Raw genomic sequence first — 319 nt, forward strand, 5'->3', positions numbered from 1 at the left:
TACGCTGTCGTAAATACAAGACGCTTACCGGCTCCCGCCGATTTGCAGCAGATTTCTCCGCCTTCGAACCTTTGCAGTTCTGGCAGATCGATGCAAAACATATCGCCGATCAATCGGCTTTGCCTCCCGAAGCATATGCCTCTATTTTTAAAAATAAGCTGCCTCTTTTTCAGTTCACCGCTATTGATATTAAAACAAGGTTGCGCTTTATTGCGTATGCCGATTCTCTCGATTTTAAAAATGGGTTGACTTTCATGCTGCTTGTGGCAGCCTGGCTTAGAGCCTTCGGTGTAAAACATCAACTCTTCTTTCAAACAGA

1 pseudogene is annotated in these 319 nt (G+C 44.5%); it reads left to right on the forward strand.

Going from position 1 to position 319, the window contains the following annotated elements:
• Positions 1-319: pseudogene (locus ACKX14_RS15610) on the forward strand (integrase core domain-containing protein); the annotation flags it as partial.

Source organism: Thermorhabdus hydrogeniformans (assembly GCF_049310025.1).
Taxonomy (GTDB): domain Bacteria; phylum Bacillota; class Thermosediminibacteria; order Thermosediminibacterales; family Tepidanaerobacteraceae; genus JBJYKD01.